Genomic DNA, 17,411 nt, shown 5'->3' with positions numbered 1-17,411 from the left:
GTGTAGATATTTAGTGATTGAATAGTGGTTTAGTTAAGCATAATAAATTTAGAAATCGGGGTTCATAATGGCATTAAATATTGCAGCTATCAAAAGCCTGCCACCGCAAATAGGGTCGTTGATGGGTGGGTTCTTGACGAACGTTAAGGAAAAAATTTCTAACTCAACCATCGTCAAAAAGACTAATTCTGATGGCGGTAGCATGAGTGCTGGTTATCGCCAGCTTTTCCTGCAGATTGTTGCATTTATTTTGTTTGCTTTGCTGAGCTTCTGGGTAATTAATCAGGTGCGTGTGAACGGCCCTATTTATAATATTCTAGATACTTATGATCGATTAACGGCAGATACGAATCCGCCGCCGATGTTCCCGTTAGACGCTTTTGCTTCTTATAACGAGGCTTATGTTGCTTCTACCAGCTTTAATAATCAGAAGCGTGATAATGCCTTGGCCAATGCTGCAAAAAGTGAGGCCATGTTTAAAGAGCGTTCTGAATACTGGCGTAAGAACTTAAGCAATAAGAAACTGGCCGCGCCTTTAGAAGCAGTGATTAGCGCTGGTGCTAACTTTTTTGAGGTGGCCAATAAGCGATATATTCCGGCATTACCATTAGGCACCGTAGCAGCATCTGCGCCATTGCTGGAATTGACGGCTGCTTTTGAAGCCTCGAAACAAGCGGGTAATACCTTTACCCAAATGATTGTTCAAGAAAACAAATCATTGATTGAGTCGCAAACCAGATTTATTCAGTTGGTATTGTTAGGTTTGTTGTTACTGGGTCTGGTGTTGTTAGCCTTGATGTATTTTTACGGTAAGAAACAGGCTGTGCAGTCAGTAACTTTGACCAGCCAACTTGCTAAAGAAGGTCAAGAGAACCAAGAGGCAGTATTGCAGTTGCTTGATGAGATGGGTGACTTGGCCGATGGTGACTTAACGGTAAAGGCGGAAGTGCGCGATAACATTGCCGGCGCGATTGCTGACTCTATTAACTATACAATTGATAGTTTGCGAGACCTTGTTGTTGAGATTAACCGTGCAACGGAGCAGGTGACTTCGGCGACCTCTGTGGCGCAAGGTACTTCGGAACAATTGCTAACTGCTGCTGAGACACAAGCAGCTCAGATTACGCAAACAACACAAGCGGTTAACGATATGACCCGCTCTATCTTGCAAGTGTCCAGCAATGCGGAACAGGCTTCTCAAGTGGCGCAGCGCTCACTAGAAGCGGCGATTCAGGGTTCGCAAGCGGTGCAGAATACGATTTCGGGGATGAACGAGATTCGTACTCAGATCCAGGAAACTTCTAAGCGTATTAAACGTTTGGGTGAAAGCTCACAAGAGATTAGTGAGATCGTGGAGCTGATTTCAGACATTACTGAACAAACTAATATTTTGGCGTTGAACGCGGCAATTCAGGCGGCGTCTGCCGGTGAAGCGGGTCGAGGCTTTACTGTGGTTGCGGAGGAGGTTCAGCGTCTGGCAGAGCGTTCATCTGAGGCGACTAAACAAATTAGTGCGATTGTGAAAACGATTCAGACCGATACCCACGGCGCGGTGGCAGCGATGGAAAAATCAACAGAGGGTGTAGTTGAAGGGGCGCGAGTTGCGGATGCTGCCGGGCAGGCACTGAACGAGATCGAGTCTGTTACGACTAATCTTGCGCGCTTGATTCAATCTATTTCTACTGCAACTAATGCGCAAACAGAGTCAGCGACCACTGTGGCAAATAACATGCAGATGATTCAAGAGATTACAACGCAGACTACAGAGGGTACTAAGCTGACTGCAGAGTCTGTAGGTCAACTCACCTCATTGGCGGAAGAGTTACGTGATTCAGTAGCTGGTTTTAAACTTTAAGACATGGACTATTTTGCATAGAAGTTTAATTGTTAGCATAAGACACATAAAAAGCCATGAAAAACTACACACCGAAAATGGAAGTAAATAATGCCTGAAGCATTTGATACTGGCCCGTTGTCTTGGGTTAAAGATGAGATTGATCAGTCACTGCAAAAAGTGCTGGAAAGCTTTAATGAGGTAAATCAGAATCCAAGTGAGTTTGCCAACTTGAGGTTTACCATTGCCCACCTGTATCAGGTGAGCGGTGCGTTGGATATGGTTGGATTGGAAGGCTGCAAACGTTACTGTAACGAGCTGGAAAAACTGGCTGACAGTTTAGCCAAACAGCAAATTGCAGTCAGCCAAGAGTTGATGGAGCATTTGATTGGTGCGGTTGAGGCATTATCCAAGTACCTGCAAGATTTGTTGAATGGGCAGCCTGATCAGCCCATTCGTCTATACAAAGCGTTAAAACCTATCGTAGAAGCGCAAGGCGAGACTCTGGATGAAAGTGAGTTGTTCTTCCCAGATGTAGACAATAGCGCACCTAAGGATTTACCAAGTAATCCGATTGAAGAGTCTTCAATCCCGATTTTTGTCTCAGAGCAAAGAGCTGCTTTTCAAAAATCTTTACTGGACTGGTTACGTACTAAAGATGCGGTGGCGCTAGAGGGCATGCGCGTTGCGGTTGCCCAAGTGCAGCAGGTGCAATCAAAAAGCGCGCCGAGAACGCTTTGGTGGGCTGCATCAGCCTTTACTGATGCACTTGCGCAGCAGAAGTTAGCAGATAATCCCGGCGCAAAAAAACTGTGCAGTAAGCTAGATCGTCAATTACGCAATGTAGCGATGGGTGATGCTAAGGTTCCATCTCGTTTGCTGCGAGATTTACTGTATTACGTTGCGATTAGTGATAGAAGCACGGACACGATTTCAGCAGTTAAAAACACCTTTGAGCTTGATGCTGCCTTGCCTTCAGCAGCGCAAGTGGTGGAAGCCGCTAGCTCCAGTGCGGCTGAGCAGGCAGCATTGGCTCAGCTGATTGCAGATATTCCAACGCTAAAAGATTTATGGGCAAACATTAGTGTGAATGATGCACTCACTAGCGCGCTTGATTTAGCTACCTTGGTTAATAAGTTTGAACATATCCTGAACACGGTGCAGCAGGGCATTAACCATGAGGGTGTGGTTAATTTATTTAACGTAAGCTATCAAACAGTGCAAGATTTGCAAAATGATGCAGCCAAGCTGAATGATGTGGCCTTTATTGAGATTGCAGCTTCGTTGAACTTACTGGAGTCTAGCTGCGATCATTATCAGCAGCTAGATGCTGAAGCTAACCAGAAAATCAATACGCAAATTTCACGCTTACAAGCGGTAATGCGCGGCGAGACACTGGCTCCTGCTGTGGATGCGTTTGCGCAGGCACAGCATGACGCTACCTTGGTGGAAGCGGTTGCTAAACAAGTGTTGGCAGCTCTGGCTATTGTTGAGAAAGCATTAGATAGCTTCTTCAGAAATCCAGAAAACACGAATGAGTTAGAAGAAGCCAGCAAACCATTGCAACAAATTGCAGCCGCATTTGATATGTTGGAAATGCCGGTGCCGACATCTATTGCTCAGTTGAGTGCAAACTTCGTTGAACACTTTAAAGATCACGACAGTACAGGTCACTTATCGATATTTGAATTGATTGCTGAAAACCTGAGTATGTTAGGGTTGTATGCAGAAGAATTGCCGCACGTGCATACCGAAGCTGAACGTGCGCTGGCTGATGCACTGTTACGTTTGGAAGATGCAGCTGCAATGTTAGGCCTTGCGCCTGCGGGGCTAGTTCAAGCGGAGTCCACTGCGTCTGAGCTTGCTTCATCTGCGCCTGATCGCATTGAGGATGTGTTGCCAATTGATTTGTCAGCGATTGATTTAAACCTGGGTGACGCAAACGATATCGCTGAGGCACAAGCCAAAACACCGGCGGTACCTGATGCAGGCGAAGCACTAGATCAAGCCTTTGATCCTGAGTTGCTGGATATATTCTTGGCGGAAGCTGAAGAAGTGCTTGCTACGTTAGCGCAGAACTTGCAGGCGTTGCGTGTTAACGCAACGGATAGCGAGGCTTTTGTCGAGGTGCGTCGTTCTTATCACACACTGAAAGGTAGTGGGCGTACAGTTGGCTTGGTGACAATGGGCGAAGTGGCTTGGGCTGTAGAGCATTTACTTAATGTTGTGTTGGATCGTAAGACTTTTCCTACACCGGCTATTTTGGCTTTTGTCGAGAAGGTAAGTGCGGCGTTTGCTAATTGGATAGCAGAGCTGCAACAAGCACAAAAAGTTAGTCTAAACCCAACTCCATTCCAACAGCAGGCCTCAGCACTGATTAACGAGCTTGAGCAGAATTTAGCCACGGTTCAACCTACCGTGCAAAAAGAAGAGGTGCTGATCGGCGGCACACGTAAATTAAGCAAGGCCTTCTTTAATATATTCTTGGGTGAAGCACAGCAGCACTTGCTGGCATTGCAGGAAGCACATGCGGCATTGGTTGTGGATTCTACCGATTTGCCTACAGCGGAAAGCTGCCGTGCTGCGCACACCCTAGGCAGTAATGCACTTACCGCAGGCTTTAAAGCAATTGGCGAGCTTGCTAGGGCTCTAGAGCATTGGTTGGATGAGCACCATAGTACTTGGACCGAGCAGCATATTGCACTGTATGGCAATGTGGTCAAGGCATTGGCAGATGGCTTAGAAAAAGCCAAGGCGCTTAAAAACCCAAGATCATCACGCGCACTGATTTTAGCTTTGGGTGAATCCACTGCTGCAATGCAGGCATCTGCGGCGAAAGAGGCAGAAGCCGCTGTGCTTGAAATTGAGCGTGCAGAAAAATCCAAGAAAAAATCCAAATCTAAAGTTAAGGCAGCAGCAGAGCCGGCTGAGACTGAGCTCGCGCCAACTGCCATGGTTGAGCCTGATCTTATCCAAGCCGCAACTACACAGGTTGAGCCGTTGACCGAGCTATCTGGTGAGTCCTCTGTTGAGCTTGCTCAGTTGCCAGTGGAAACTGACGTGTTACTAGCTGCAGAGCAGGCGTTGCAACGTAAAGATGCTATCGTCAATGACGAGTTACTTGCTTTGTTTGTAGAAGAGGCACGTGAGCTGATTCCGCAAATCGGTAAAGATTTAAGAGGTTGGCGCATCAATCCTAAGGAGGCTGAGTATCCAGACTCTTTACAGCGTGCACTGCATACACTGAAAGGCAGTGCGCGTATGGCTGGGCAAGCCGCAATTGGCGATAGCGTGCATGGCATGGAAGATCACGTGATTCGCGCGTTAAGGCATCAAGTAACCATGGATGATTTTGATGCCATGTTTGTTGAGTTCGACCGTATCGGTTACATGCTGGAAGACGTAGTAGGTGATATGAGTAGCGCTGTAGTGAGCGACACACCAGCACAAGCTAAAGTAAAAGCGGCTACACCAAAATCAACCAGACAGAGCGAGCGTAAAACGCAGTTCCTGCGTATGCGTGCCGATGTACTGGATAGGTTGATTAACGAGGCTGGTGAAGTTTCGATTATGCGTTCTCGTATGGATAGGGAAATGCAGAACTTCAAGCAGTCTTCTACTGATTTGACCGATAGTATTAGTCGGTTGCGCACTTATCTGCGTGAGCTGGAAATTGAGGCGGAAACACAGCTGCAATCTCGTATGAGCTTGCTGCAGGAAGCCAATGAAACGTTTGATCCGCTAGAGTTTGACCGCTTTACACGTTTGCAAGAACTGACTCGCATGATGGCCGAAAGCGTAAACGACGTGGCCACCATTCAACATGGTTTGCTGCTGAACCTTGACCAGACTGATGCTGCATTACAACAGCAAAACCGCATGAACCGTGAGTTGCAACAAGGTTTGATGACGGTACGTATGTTGCCATTCTCGACTATATCTGAGCGTTTGCAGCGTATTGTGCGCCAAACGGCTAGGGAGTTGAATAAACGCGTTGAAATGACCATCGAGGGCGAGAACATCGAGCTTGATCGTGGCGTGCTTGATAAAATGGGTGCCCCTCTGGAGCACTTGCTGCGTAATGCGGTGGCGCACGGGCTGGAGTCTGCCAGTGAGCGCGTGAAGCTAGGTAAATCTGAGGTTGGTCATATCAAGCTTAAAGTGAGCTTGGAAAATGACGAAATTACCTTAGTGATTACCGACGATGGCGCAGGTGTGAATTTAGCTAAGGTCAAACAGAAAGCTGTTGAGAAAGGTTTATTTGGCGCAGATCAGGAAGTTTCTGATCAGGCGCTGATGACCATTATTTTTGAGCCAGGGTTCTCTACTGCTGATAGCGTTTCTCAAATTGCAGGGCGTGGGGTAGGGCTGGATGCGGTGCGTAGCGATATTGCTGCGTTAGGTGGCCGTATTGATGTAAGCAATGCATCAGGTTTGGGTGCAATGTTTAACATTTACCTGCCGGTGACATTGTCTGTCGCACAAGTGGTACTGGCACGTGTCGGTACGCAAACTTATGCGATTCCATCTGTAATGGTGGAGCAGGTGCAAAAGCTTAAATCATTAAACTTAAGCGATGCCTATAATGCGGGCAAAGTCAGTTGGGCTGGGCGCGAATATCCATTGCATTTCTTATCTAAATTGGTGGGCGATGTTGACCATATTGCTCAGGCGCATACCTATACCCCGGTAGTGTTGCTACGCAGTGGTGCTTATCGTACTGCGCTGCATGTAGATGAATTGATTGGTAACCAAGAGGTGGTGATGAAGCCGATGGGCACCCAGCTCTCGCATGTGCCGGGCATGATTGGCGCGACGGTAATGGGTGACGGAGCCATTATTTTGGTGATTAACCCTGTGTTGCTGGCAAACAGAGAAGAACTGTCCAGCGGCGCAATTAAGGTTACTAATGTCGCACCTATTGTGGAAAAACTGAAAAAAGTAGCTTTGGTGGTGGATGACTCACTCACCATGCGCAAGGTGCTATCACGTGTATTGGAACGTGATGGATTTGAAGTGGTGACGGCTAATGACGGTATGGATGCGATCCAGAAGTTACAGCAGATCTCCCCAGCGATAATTCTGTCCGACATCGAGATGCCGCGTATGGATGGTTTTGAGTTCTCGCGCTATGTGCGCGATAACGCACAGACCTCGCATACACCATTGATTATCATCAGCTCACGTACCGCAGAAAAACACCGTAATGTGGCAGCTGAAATCGGCGTGAATGCGTTTTTGGGTAAGCCAGTGCAGGATGAGGTGTTGATTGAGCAAGTGCATGCCTTGCTTAACCATTAATAGCCGATGTGTATAAATCAGGTGCCGGCATCAGGTGTTTTTCACCTTATGCTGGTACCTGTATCGTGTGCTACCCATCATTAAAAAGTATGATTTAGCAAGCCTTAAATCATACAAAACATATGGTTTTGAGTAAATATTTTTGTCGAGTTAACGCCATACATTGCCGACAACGCTATCCGTAATAAGGTAAAATTACCTTATGTTAGAAACAACACCCACCCCTCCAGCTTCTCCAAGTTTTGTCCATTTGCGCTGCCATAGTGAGTATTCTGTGGTGGATGGTATCGTGCGCATAGACGACTACGTGAAACAGGCGGTGAGTGACAAAATGCCAGCGCTGGCATTGACCGATTTGAGTAACTTATTCGGTGCAGTCAAATTTTACAAGGCTGCGCGAGGTAAGGGTGTCAAGCCTATCATCGGTTGCGATATCTGGCTGGAAAACACTGAAAATCGTGAGCTTCCTTCGCGCTTATTATTGCTGTGCCAAAGCCATACTGGTTACTTAACTTTATGTCATTTGCTAAGCCGCGCTTATTTAACTAATCAATATCGTGGCCGTGCTGAGTTTAAGCGCGCATGGTTTGCAGAGGCTGGTACTGAAGGTTTGCTGTTGTTATCTGGAGGTCTTGCTGGCGACGTAGGGCAAGCTTGTGCCCAAGGTAATGTGGTTTTAGCTAAAAAACTTGCCAACGAATGGCAGCAGCTATTTCCAGAGCGCTTTTATCTAGAAGTGCAACGCATTGCAACCGATGCAGGCAAAGCTAGTGAAGAAATGTATATTCAACATGTGCGCCATATTGCGCATGAGTTGAGTTTGCCTATTGTTGCAACGCACCCTATACAATTTACCTCTCCAGATGATTACCGCGCACACGAGGCCAGAACTTGTATTGCAGAGGGCTATGTACTCGCGGATAAGCGACGTCCGCAGAATTTTACTACTGAGCAGTATTTTAAAACACAGGCAGATATTGCCGCGTTGTTTGCCGATATGCCAGAGGCACTTGCCAATAGTGTAGAAATTGCCAAGCGCTGCAATTTAAGTCTCACTTTGGGTAAAAACTATTTACCGCAGTTTCCTACGCCTAATAATGAAAGCCTGAACGATTACTTAATCTCAGAGGCACGCCTAGGGCTGGCTAAGCGCCTGGAGGTGTTGTTTCCGAATGAAGAGGTGCGTGCCAGTAAGCAAGATGTCTACGCTGCACGCTTGGATTTTGAAACCAACGTGATTAACCAGATGGGCTTTGCCGGCTACTTTTTAATCGTTGCTGACTTCATTAACTGGGCGAAAAATAATGGTGTGCCGGTAGGCCCTGGCCGGGGCTCGGGTGCGGGCTCTGTAGTTGCCTATAGCTTGGGCATTACCGATTTGGATCCGCTGGAATATAACCTGCTGTTTGAGCGCTTCTTAAACCCAGACCGCGTATCCATGCCTGACTTCGATATTGACTTCTGTCAGGAAGGGCGCGACCGCGTCATTGACTATGTAAAACAAAAGTACGGGATAGATGCTGTTTCACAGATCGCCACCTTCGGTACCATGGCGGCAAAGGCCGTGATTCGAGACGTAGGGCGCGTGCTGGACTTGCCGTTTAATTTTGTCGATGGTATCGCAAAGCTTATTCCGTTAGAGCTGGGGATTACCTTATCCGATGCACTGGAAAAAGAGCCGCAGCTAGCCGAGCGCCGTGAAAACGAAGAGGAAGTAAAAGAACTGCTAGAGCTGGCATTACGCTTAGAGGGCTTGGTGCGTAATATCGGCATGCACGCGGGCGGCGTATTGATTTCACCCAGCAAGATTGCTGATTTTTCACCGGTGTATTGCCAACCTGATGGCGCCAGTTTGGTCAGTCAGTATGACAAGGACGATGTTGAAGCGGTCGGCTTGGTTAAGTTCGACTTTTTGGGCTTACGCACGCTGACGATTTTAGATATGGCGTTGGAAAATGCGAATAAACAACGTGCTGAGCGTGAGCTACCACCGCTGTTTTTTGAAACCTTGCCGATTGATGATAAACCCACTTTTCAGTTGTTAAAGACCGCTAATACCACAGCAGTGTTCCAGCTGGAGTCGCGTGGTATGAAGGACATGCTGAAACAGGCGATGCCCGACTGCTTTGAGGACATTATTGCGCTGGTGGCTTTGTATCGCCCAGGTCCGATGGATTTGATTCCGGATTATTGCCGCCGTAAGCATGGTAAGCAGCGCGTGGAGTACCCACACCCACTGACAGAGCCGATTCTAAAAGAAACTTACGGTATTGCGGTTTACCAAGAGCAGGTGATGCAGATTGCACAGGTAGTGGCCGGCTATAGCTTAGGCGGTGCTGACTTGCTACGCCGTGCGATGGGTAAAAAGAAAAAAGAAGAGATGGATGCCCAGCGTAAGATATTTACCGAGGGCGCAACCAAAAACAACATGACTGAGCAGCAAGCCAGTGATTTGTTTGACTTGCTGGAAAAGTTTGCCGGCTATGGTTTTAACAAGTCGCATGCTGCGGCTTATGCACTGGTTGCTTACCATACAGCGTACCTGAAAACGCATTATCCAGCAGCGTTCTTGGCTGCGACCATGTCTGCCGATATGAACAACACAGACAGTGTGCATATCTTCTATGACGATTGCGCACCAAATCAGGTGGAAGTGCTGCCGCCTGATGTGAATGAAAGCGAGTTTAAGTTCAAGCCTGTGAGCAAGAATCAAATCCTTTATGGGTTGGGTGCTGTGAAGGGAACAGGCTCAGCCGCGATTGATGTGATTTTGCAGGCGCGCGCTAAAGACGGCCCGTTTACCAGTTTATTTGATTTTTGTAGCCGTTTAGATTTGCGCAAGGTGAATAGGCGCGTGATTGAGTCACTGATACGTGCCGGTGCGTTTGATAAGCTGGAGCCTAACCGCCATGCCTTATTGGCGGGGGTGGCCTTAGCGATCAGTGCGGCTGAACAAACTAATGCCAATAGTAATCAAAATAGTCTATTCGGTGAGGCGTCAGACCAATCTGTACATGTGCTGCCTAACGTTACACCTTGGCCGGAGCAGCAGCGGCTGCAAGAAGAGAAAATCGCCTTAGGCTTTTACTTTAGCGGTCACCCATACTGGTCTTACCAAAAAGATTTAAGCCAGTTTATCAGTACTACACTAGCCAATTTGGCGCCTAAAGAGCAGCCGCAGTTATTGGCCGGTATTGTTTCTGGTGTACGTGTCCGTATGACTGCCCGTGGCAAAATGGCCATCGTCGGTTTAGATGATGGCACCACTAGAATTGAGGTGGTGGTGGGCAATGACTTGTTAAACCAATCGCAGCAGCTGCTGAAAGATGACCAGTTGGTGATTGTGGAAGGGCGTGTAAGCCATGATGAGTTTTCTGGCGGGGTGCGCGTGAATGCACGCAAGATGTATGATCTTTCTGCGTTAAGAAACACCCGTGCTAGCTTTCTGAAGATTATGTGCAATGGCCAGTCTGATGCTGCGAAGTTAAAGACTTTATTAAAACCTTACTGCGTAGGACTCTCTGAGGAAGTGCGCGGTTGCCCGATTAAAATTGAGTACCATAATCAAACCAGCAAAGTTGAACTGATGCTAGGGAATGATTGGCGCGTGGATTTGCATGATGAGCTGATTGCGAGTTTAAGCGAATGGTTGAGTAAGAATAATGTAAAAATCCTATATAATTAGCGCATTGTGGATACAGCTATCTAAGTGGTAACGCCGCTGATAATACGGATTTATGCAAACTTAACGTTTCTTTAATGGGCTTGTGTTGAGTGCAAGCCTGCACCTGGCAATAAATTCAGGCATTAATAGAATCAGATTATTTGAGACAAAACATAACGATATGAAAATTACTTATTTAGATTTTGAACAGCCAATCGCTCAATTAGAAGCGAAAATTGAAAGCTTGCGCTCATCACATGATGACCACGATAACTTGGATATCTCAAAAGAATTGGCAGCATTAGAAAAGAAAAGCAAAAAACTGTCTGAAGATACTTATGGTAATTTAACTGCTTGGCAGATTTCCCAAGTGGCGCGCCATCCACAGCGCCCATACACGCTGGATTATATTCAGGCTTTATTTACAGATTTTGAAGAGTTGCACGGTGACCGTGCATATGCGGATGACCCAGCTATTGTGGGCGGTATCGCTAGATTTGAAGGTCAACCAGTCATGGTGATTGGTCACCAAAAAGGCCGCGATATCAAAGAGCGCCAGTATCGTAATTTCGGTATGCCACGTCCTGAAGGTTATCGTAAAGCTTTGCGCTTATTCCGCTTGGCTGAAAAATTTAACATGCCGATTGTGACGTTTATCGATACCCCAGGTGCATACCCAGGCATTGGTGCTGAAGAGCGTGGTCAATCCGAAGCGATTGCACGAAACCTATACGTGATGGCTGAGTTGAAAACGCCTATCATCGGTGTGATTATCGGTGAGGGTGGCTCTGGCGGTGCATTGGCATTAGGCGTTGTAGACCAATTGTTGATGCTGCAATACGGTACTTATTCAGTGATTTCACCAGAAGGTTGTGCTTCTATTTTATACAAGAGTGCAGATAAAGCCTCTGTGGCGGCCGAAGCATTAGGCATTACGGCAGATAAGCTCAAAGCACTAGGTTTAGTGGATAAGATTCTTCCAGAGCCTTTGGGCGGCGCGCACCGTGCCCCTGATGAGATGATGGCGACATTAAAAGCTGCGTTAAAAGAAGAACTGACGCGTTATAAATCTAAATCAATTAAAACTTTATTAGTGAGCCGTTACGAGCGCTTAATGAGCTATGGTAAATTCAAAGAAGTTGCTGAAAAATAAAGCAGCTGCCCAACGGGCTGGTAAGCAAACTCAAGCCAGCCAGCCTGTTTCCGCTTTACCTCATCCCGTATTATCCGAGTTACATTCTTTTCTAAGCCAGCATTTATTTTCAAGTCATCACTTACTTGCAAATCCTGACTTATTTCCAAACCCTCATTTGACACCTGATACAGGTCTGCCTGCGTTGGCAGCACCGCCCAGACTGTTGCTTGCCTTGAGTGGCGGTTTAGATTCCGCCGTATTACTACACTTATTGGCTGGACTTAGGTCATCGCTTGGCTTTGAGTTGTACGCTTTACACGTGCACCATGGCTTAAGCCCCAATGCCGACGCTTGGGCAGCTTGGTGTGAGCAGCAATGTCAATTGTTACAAGTGCCTATCAGTATTAGTCGAGTCAAGGTTAATCAGGCAAGCGGCTTAGGCATCGAAGCGGCGGCGCGCCTGTTACGCTATCAAGCTTTGTTTGATGCGCGGCAGGCACTTGAGGCCGACTTTGTGGTCACCGCCCATCATCAGGATGATCAGGCAGAAACGTTGCTTTTGCAGCTCTTTAGGGGCAGCGGGGTGAAGGGGCTGAGCAGTATGGCGGCTGTAGACCATACGCGTAGCCTGATGCGACCATTGCTAGGTGTTTCCAGGCAATCGCTTCATGCCTATGCAATACAGCATGCGCTTACATGGTGTGATGACGAGAGTAATGACAACACTAGGTATGAGCGTAACTTTATACGCCATGATGTGATGCCTATTTTGCAGGAACGTTACCCTAGCGTGCAGTCCGTTATTGCAAGAACAGCCTCGCACTTAGCCGAAGCAAGCACATTGTTGGAACAGTTGGCTGAAATTGACGCACAGGTTTTAGTCGCTAACGATAGCCTCTGTTTGCAGGGTTTAGCGTTGCTAAGCCAGGCGCGTGCCAAGAACTTGCTGAGGTGGTGGCTGGCGCAACATAAGCTTGTTATGCCTACATCGGAGCATCTTGGCGAAATGTTGCAGCAGTTACTTAACGCGAGGGCGGATGCAGAGTTGAGCATCCAGATTCAACATTACACCTTAAGGCGTTATCAGCAGCGCGCTTATCTTTGTGTAGTGCAGGTCTGCGAGCCGTTTGATTTGGTGTGGAATGGTGAGGCGACATTGATGATGCCCGATGGCGGTTTGCTCACATTTAAGCAGGTGCAAGGCGCTGGCTTAGCACTTAAGTTTGGCATGACTAGGCTTAGAATTACTAATCGCAGTGGCGGCGAGCGTTTTAAACCCGATGCTGCCAGACCAACCCGGACATTAAAGCATCTATTGCAAGCCGCTAATATCCCACCGTGGCAGCGTGACCATTTACCGCTAATATACTGGCAGGACAGCCTTGCCTGCGTGCCGGGCGTCGGTATTGCGCATGAGCTCAAAGCCGCAGGCGGGGAGCCGGGGATAGCCGTTACCTGGCAACCTGCTACAGATGCAATGCATCAATGATTGGCTTAGTAGCTAGTTGTTTACTGAGCTTATTTATAGAGATTACTTTTTAAGTAGCTGCTTAAGATGTGGCCAAATATTATCCAGTACTAATGGCTGTGCAATGGCGTTGGGGTGTAGTCCATCATCCTGAATCAAATTGGCTTTAGCGGCGATGTTTTCCAGCATAAAGGGTACCAGCGGTACATTGTGTTCTTGACTGAGCTTGAGGTAGCTCTGGCTAAATCGCTTCGTGTATTGCGGTCCGTAATTGGGCGGTATTCTCATCCCCACCAATAATATTTTGGCGCCAGATTTTTTACTTTGCTCAATCATGATGTTGAGGTTGGCGGTCATGTCTTGGATAGGTAAACCACGCAGACCGTCATTCGCGCCTAGTTCGATAATTACAATATTGGGTTTAGTTTGGTTAAGTGCTTGCTGAATGCGGCTGACCCCGCCACTGGTAGTTTCACCGCTAATGCTGGTATTGATGACTTGGTATTGATAGCGCTCCGCATTCAACTTTTTTTGTAGCAAGGATGCCCAGCCTTGTTGCTGTGGGATGCCATACGCCGCAGATAAGCTATCGCCGTACACCATGATTTTTGCGTTTTCTGCAAAAACCGGGCTAGACCATGCAACGAAATGCAAAAAGGACAAACTAAGCAATACGGTTTTAAATACTAACAATAAACGGAACAACATGAATGCAACAGCCTCCTATGATACAAGCGCAAGATTTACATTACGAAATTACCAACCATGATAACCAAATTCGCATACTCAGTGGTTTAAATCTCAGCGTGGCGCAGGGCGATCAGGTAGCAATCATTGGTAGCTCAGGTTCAGGTAAGTCAACATTGCTTAGCATGCTTGCAGGATTGGATATCCCAAGTAGCGGAAGCGTTCAAATTAGAGGCAAGGCATTTAGCGCGTTAAATGAAGATAGCCGTGCGGCAGTGCGTGCTGCGGATATGGGTTTCGTGTTTCAGTCGTTCCAATTATTACCGGCATTAACTGCGCTAGAAAACGTGATGTTGCCTCTGCAACTAAAGAGCCGTGCAGATGCAGAGAAGCTAAGTCTTGAGGCGTTAGCAAAAGTGGGTCTGAGCCATCGTGTGCAGCATTATCCTAAGCAGTTGTCGGGCGGAGAGCAACAGCGCGTAGCTATTGCGCGTGCTTTTGCCACGCAGCCAAGTATTTTATTTGCAGATGAGCCTACCGGTAATTTAGATAGCGCCACAGGGCAAATGATTATCGAGCTGCTGTTTAATATGAATCAAGAGGCTGGTACTACCTTGGTATTAGTGACCCATGATATACAGCTGGCAAATCGCTGTAAGCGCCTGCTTAAGTTGGATGGCGGTGTTTTGCGTGAAGTGACGCAATCATGATATTAGCTACTAAATTGGCATGGTCGCAGACCGTGAGTTTGTGGCGGGCTGGGGCGTTAAGGGTGCTGGTATTTGCTTTGGTATTAGCAGTTGCTGCCATCACCGCTGTGAGTTTCTTTACACAGCGTATTGAGTCTGCGCTTAATCAGCAGGGCAGTTTGCTGATTGGAGGTGACTTGGCGGTTGTGGCGGATCATCCCATCCCGCAAATTTTTGTTCAGCAGGCAATCACACAAAACATACTCACCACCCATACCTATGAGTTCCCTAGTATGGTGGTGTATGGAGAAGCTAGCCAGTTAGTGGAAATTAAAGCAATTGAGGCTAACTTTCCATTACGTGGTCATTTAACTATTGGTTTGCATGGCACAGATACTGGGCGCACGGCAAAGTCTGCGCCACAACCCGGTGAGGTGTGGATAGAGCCGCGCTTAGCCACATTGCTAGGTGTTAAGGTGGGAGAGCAGTTAGAAGTAGGGGAGCGTAGCTTGGTGGTGGCTGCTATCTTGCTACGTGAGCCTTCGCGCGGCGGTAATATGTTTAGCTTTGCGCCGCGCGTCATGATGAATGCATCTGACTTAGCCTCAACCCAGCTGATTCAATACGGCAGCCGCGTGAAATACCAACTGCTGCTGGCATCTACACCTGAAAAGTTCAACGATTATGCCACGCAGGCAAAACTTAGGCTGAGCCGCGGTGAGCGTATTGATGATGTGCGTAACGCACGCCCGGAAATTAAAACAGCGCTAGATAAAGCGCAGCAGTTCTTGGGCTTATCGGCTATGGTGAGCGTAGTGCTGGCGATGGTGGCTATGTTGCTGTCTAGTCTGCCTTATATTCAGCAAAGCCTTAATACGTTTGCATTGATGCGCTGCTTCGGCGCACAGCAAAATACGGTGCTGCAAATCCTGACTATTCAAACCTTAATTATTGCCTTACTCAGTGCGTTAGTTGGTGCATTGCTGGGGTTTGTTGCGCAACTAGGGTTGGCACAATTGGCTGGCAGCTTGTTTGTTGAAATCTTGCCACCTACCTCCGTAACGCCGTTGTTGATTGGTATTTGCGCCAGTATTGGCATGATGGTTGCGGTGGTGTTGCCGCATGCATGGCAAATGAGAAACCTATCTGCGATGAATATACTAAGGATAGATACGTTAGTGCAGCCACTGTCTGCACAAGCCAAGTATCTGCCTGCTGCACTGATGATGGTGCTGATGATTTTCTGGCAGGCGCATGATGTGAAAATTGCACTATCTACGATTGTGGCAGTGCTGGCATTGAGTCTAGTGGTACTGGGTTTTGTCTATGTGCTGACTTTTATACTGCAGCGCTTCTTAAAAATCACCCCCAAAACTCAAGTGCTAGCATCGGTCAATCTGGGTATACAAGGCTTAAAGCGGCGGCTAGGGCTGTCAACTGTGCAAATGATAGGCTTTTGTATGGGGCTGATGGTGATTATGCTGCTGACATTGATACGTGGTGACCTTATTCGTAATTGGCAAGCCTCTTTGCCTACGGATGCGCCCAATCGGTTTGTGATTAACATACAGCCAGACCAGATTAGCCAGGTGGGTCAGTTTTTCACTGTTCAGCACATTAAAGACACGGCTATTTTTCCTATGGTACGTGCGCGTTTGGTCAGCAAAAACAAGCAGTTGATTAAAACTGCAGAGTGGCAAGACGAGCGTGCCAAAAGGTTAGCTGAACGAGAGTTCAACTTGTCTTGGGCGGCAGAAATGCAAAGTGACAATAAGCTGGTTGCCGGGCGCTGGTGGTCTGGCCACGATGAAGGTAAGCCATTAATATCGCTAGAAGAGGGTTTAGCACAAAGCTTGAATATCAAGCTCGGCGATGAGCTGCAGTTTGATGTTGCAGGCAGCCCACTTACATTGACAGTAAGCAGCCTCAGAAAAGTGGAGTGGGATACCATGCGTGCTAACTTCTTTGCGGTGACACCACCGGGGGTGTTAGATAAGTTTGCAGCTAGCCATATCAGTAGCTTTCATTTACCCATAGGCGCAGAGCAGCCCCTTAATCAATTAATTAAGCAGTACCCTAATTTAACCGTAATAGATATAGCTGCGCTGATGCAGCAGGTGCGCGGCATTATGCAAAGGATGAGCCAAGCGGTTGAATACGTATTTGCTTTTAGCCTGCTAGTGGGTGTTGCTGTGTTGTATGCTGCGCTGGTGGCAACGCGAGAAGAGCGGGTTAAGGAGGCAACGTTGATGCGAGTGTTTGGCGCATCACGGTTGCAGGTGAGCGTTGCCTATATTGCTGAGTTTGCTTGTATTGGTTTTATTTCTGCGCTGATAGCGTCTGTTGCGGCAAATTTTTTAGCGTATTACATCAGCGTACGTGTACTCAGCATTCCGTTCCAGTTTAATCTCAGTGTATTACTATTGGGTACCCTGATTGCGACGGTGCTTATCCCTGCCGCTGCCTGGCTGGGGCTACGTAGTTTTTTGAATATTCCACCAAGACAATTGCTCAATAGTATTTAACGGTAAAGGCTAAGGGTGTAGTCGGCCAGATGGTCTCTTAATGTATACGCGATTTCATCGCGCGTGTATAAACGTAAGTGGATATGAAGTTCGTGTGGATATAAAAAC

The 17,411-nt window shown here is 47.4% G+C and carries 8 protein-coding genes; 7 read left to right on the top strand and 1 reads right to left on the bottom strand.

What is annotated here, in order from left to right; translation table 11 throughout:
* The first annotated feature begins 67 nt into the window (after nucleotides 1-67).
* The 5 genes from MMOL_RS06550 to tilS all read left to right on the top strand — a co-directional run bounded on the left by MMOL_RS06550 (nucleotide 68) and on the right by tilS (nucleotide 13,423).
* Nucleotides 68-1,855, top strand: a complete 1,788-nt coding sequence (locus MMOL_RS06550) for a methyl-accepting chemotaxis protein (protein WP_041928546.1) — start codon at nucleotides 68-70, stop codon at nucleotides 1,853-1,855.
* A 90-nt stretch (nucleotides 1,856-1,945) separates the two neighbouring features.
* Nucleotides 1,946-7,135, top strand: coding sequence for a hybrid sensor histidine kinase/response regulator (locus MMOL_RS06545; RefSeq protein ID WP_015832231.1), 5,190 nt, complete (start codon nucleotides 1,946-1,948; stop codon nucleotides 7,133-7,135).
* A 202-nt stretch (nucleotides 7,136-7,337) separates the two neighbouring features.
* On the top strand, nucleotides 7,338-10,820 hold the full coding sequence (dnaE, locus tag MMOL_RS06540; protein WP_015832230.1) for a DNA polymerase III subunit alpha: 3,483 nt from the start codon (nucleotides 7,338-7,340) through the stop codon (nucleotides 10,818-10,820).
* A 160-nt stretch (nucleotides 10,821-10,980) separates the two neighbouring features.
* Nucleotides 10,981-11,952, top strand: coding sequence for an acetyl-CoA carboxylase carboxyltransferase subunit alpha (locus tag MMOL_RS06535; RefSeq protein ID WP_015832229.1), 972 nt, complete (start codon nucleotides 10,981-10,983; stop codon nucleotides 11,950-11,952).
* Nucleotides 11,939-13,423 (top strand): tRNA lysidine(34) synthetase TilS, encoded by a 1,485-nt coding sequence (gene tilS / locus MMOL_RS06530; RefSeq protein WP_238524359.1) that lies wholly within the window; start codon nucleotides 11,939-11,941, stop codon nucleotides 13,421-13,423. The genes MMOL_RS06535 and tilS overlap by 14 nt, the downstream gene beginning before the upstream one ends.
* 42 nt (nucleotides 13,424-13,465) lie before the next feature.
* Here the strand turns inward: tilS and MMOL_RS06525 are convergent, their stop codons facing one another.
* A complete protein-coding gene (locus MMOL_RS06525) occupies nucleotides 13,466-14,110 on the bottom strand; it encodes an arylesterase (RefSeq protein ID WP_015832227.1) in 645 nt (214 codons plus the stop codon).
* 2 nt (nucleotides 14,111-14,112) lie between these two features.
* On the opposite strand from MMOL_RS06525, the gene MMOL_RS06520 reads away from it, so the two are divergent.
* Together MMOL_RS06520 and MMOL_RS06515 are read left to right on the top strand one after the other, a co-directional pair.
* Nucleotides 14,113-14,799, top strand: coding sequence for an ABC transporter ATP-binding protein (locus MMOL_RS06520; protein ID WP_015832226.1), 687 nt, complete (start codon nucleotides 14,113-14,115; stop codon nucleotides 14,797-14,799).
* Nucleotides 14,796-17,303, top strand: coding sequence for an ABC transporter permease (locus MMOL_RS06515; protein ID WP_015832225.1), 2,508 nt, complete (start codon nucleotides 14,796-14,798; stop codon nucleotides 17,301-17,303). Before MMOL_RS06520 ends, MMOL_RS06515 begins: the two co-directional genes overlap by 4 nt.
* Nucleotides 17,304-17,411 lie beyond the last annotated feature (108 nt).

The sequence above is a fragment of the Methylotenera mobilis JLW8 genome, from assembly GCF_000023705.1.
GTDB classification, from domain to species: Bacteria; Pseudomonadota; Gammaproteobacteria; order Burkholderiales; family Methylophilaceae; genus Methylotenera; species Methylotenera mobilis.
Note: the sequence above shows the minus strand (reverse complement) of the source record. Positions and strands in the feature narration are given on the sequence as shown.

Bases quoted from the DNA above. Each gene is read 5' to 3' on its own strand.
- MMOL_RS06545 (WP_015832231.1), top strand. From the start codon at position 1,946: ATGCCTGAAGCATTTGATACTGGCCCGTTGTCTTGGGTTAAAGATGAG.
- MMOL_RS06520 (WP_015832226.1), top strand. From the start codon at position 14,113: ATGCAACAGCCTCCTATGATACAAGCGCAAGATTTACATTACGAAATT.
- dnaE (WP_015832230.1), top strand. From the start codon at position 7,338: ATGTTAGAAACAACACCCACCCCTCCAGCTTCTCCAAGTTTTGTCCAT.
- MMOL_RS06515 (WP_015832225.1), top strand. From the start codon at position 14,796: ATGATATTAGCTACTAAATTGGCATGGTCGCAGACCGTGAGTTTGTGG.
- MMOL_RS06535 (WP_015832229.1), top strand. From the start codon at position 10,981: ATGAAAATTACTTATTTAGATTTTGAACAGCCAATCGCTCAATTAGAA.
- MMOL_RS06525 (WP_015832227.1), bottom strand. From the start codon at position 14,110: ATGTTGTTCCGTTTATTGTTAGTATTTAAAACCGTATTGCTTAGTTTG.
- MMOL_RS06550 (WP_041928546.1), top strand. From the start codon at position 68: ATGGCATTAAATATTGCAGCTATCAAAAGCCTGCCACCGCAAATAGGG.